Here is a 1,896-nt window from a genome sequence, read left to right on the forward strand (position 1 = left end):
TTATTTCTTACGTAAGCTACATTTCCCTCTATCAGCCCTTATTCTAGGTTATGTACTGGGAGAGCTAATGGAGTCTAACCTCAGACGTGCCTTGTCTATTTCTCAAGGTGAGATGTCTATTCTATGGAGTAGCCCAATCACTGTGTCACTATGGGGCCTGGTAGTTGTCATGATATTCATGCCAATCATTCGTAAAATGTATCGTAAGCGCTTTAAGAAGACTGCTGCATAAGTTCTTGCTAGTTTGTCTCTAAATGTCTCTCCGGCGGTGGTTATACTCTATGTATGGCCACCGTTTTTTTAGAGATAATTTCACCCTACTTGCAATAGTTGTTTAATACTCCTAGCTCTTTTTGTCAGCTGTCCAAAATTAGCAAAACATCACTACTTGATGTCACTTATGAAATAGGATTTTATAGTGCTCTTTGTTTTAGATTTATTGCAAACCATTCCAACTTGGCACTTAGTAGGTTTGTTCATCGCTGGCATGGTTGCTTTTATTATCTCCACTATATCCGGCGGTGGCGGCGCTATGTTGCTGATACCAGTTACCTCTTCGATGGTAGGGACAGCGATTGCACCACCTGTGATCAACGTGGCTACCTTTCTGAGTAATGCCTCACGACTTTATCTATTTTGGCATGATATTGATTGGTCATTGACCAAGTATTATGTCCCAAGCGCTATCGTAGGTGCATGGCTAGCCGCATTGGTGTTTAGTCGTTTGGACGCAGGCTGGATTCAGTTATTGGTTGGCGCATTTTTAGTCTCGACTATTTTCCAATACAAGTTTGGTAAGGTAAGCAAGACATTTGATATGCCAAAAGTAGGTTTTGTACCTGTGGGCTTTGCCATTGCTTTTATGAGCACCTTGGTAGGTGGCCTCGGCCCTATTCTTAACCCTTTTTATATGAATGCTGGACTGGAAAAAGAAAGTCTTATTGCGACCAAAACAGCTAATTCTTTCTTTGTAGGTATTGTACAAATCATCAGCTACACCTTTTTTTGGGATACTCACCGTCAAGATATGGGCGTATGGTCTTGTATTAGGACTGGGCGCCGTGATTGGCAATATCATTGGCAAACGCTTTTTAGCAGGCATTAGTATTAGCCAGTTTAGAATCATGCTACTGATACTAATGGTTATCAGTGGCCTAATAATGATAATAAGAAATATTGATGTGCTGTTCTAGAGAACCTTCCATTCTATGCCATAACTATTCATAGTACATTTGCACAAACAATGACAGTACTTTCACCGCATATATTTTTACCGATTGAATATCTGCGTACAGTATTTTGATTAATTGCATTACAACTTACATTGTTATTGTTCAATCATATAATACCTATAATTCGATAGAATCAATACATGTAAGATATTGTCACTCCATAGCATTTAGTTGATCTACTTTAAAATAGTAGAGGTTGTTCCAAAGTAAAGAAGTTCTGTATGTTGCTGTTTTAGAAAAGGTGCTGAGTAAGTGGTTATCGCCTTTGAGTAAGATTAACGCCAACCAAGATCCAAGGGTTACCCTTAAGACCTATATTGAAGAAAAGTATAAAATCTCAAAAAAATCACCGGCAGCATCAAGACTGTATGCGTTAGAGATTATACAAGGGGCACCTCATTTGATGGCCGTATTAAAAGGCCCTTTGAAGTTTTTGGTTCGTGAAAAGGTGGCAGTGATTGATGGCTGGATTGCAGATAACAAGACTAAGTCCGTGTCTGCCATCCATTTGATTTTCCATATTTGGGCAGTCACTCAGCACTATTCTGATTTTTCTATTCAAACTGAAGCGGTGTGTAATCATAGTTTGAGAAATAAGAAGTTCGCTAATGAGGCATTAAATACTAGCATTCAACTTCTGGTAGAGAGTTTGATTCCGTGATTT

General features: G+C 39.0%; 2 protein-coding genes and 1 pseudogene. All 3 read left to right on the forward strand.

Going from position 1 to position 1,896, the window contains the following annotated elements; translation table 11 throughout:
* Positions 1-232, forward strand: a pseudogene (locus TT11_RS16480) (tripartite tricarboxylate transporter permease); the annotation flags it as partial.
* Between the two features lie 186 nt (positions 233-418).
* On the forward strand, positions 419-1,105 hold the full coding sequence (locus TT11_RS16485) for a sulfite exporter TauE/SafE family protein (protein ID WP_261871191.1): 687 nt from the start codon (positions 419-421) through the stop codon (positions 1,103-1,105).
* Between the two features lie 368 nt (positions 1,106-1,473).
* Positions 1,474-1,893 (forward strand): TetR family transcriptional regulator C-terminal domain-containing protein, encoded by a 420-nt coding sequence (locus tag TT11_RS16490; protein ID WP_261871192.1) that lies wholly within the window; start codon positions 1,474-1,476, stop codon positions 1,891-1,893.
* Positions 1,894-1,896: the final 3 nt, after the last annotated feature.

Source organism: Psychrobacter sp. JCM 18901, from assembly GCF_000586435.1.
GTDB lineage: Bacteria > Pseudomonadota > Gammaproteobacteria > Pseudomonadales > Moraxellaceae > Psychrobacter.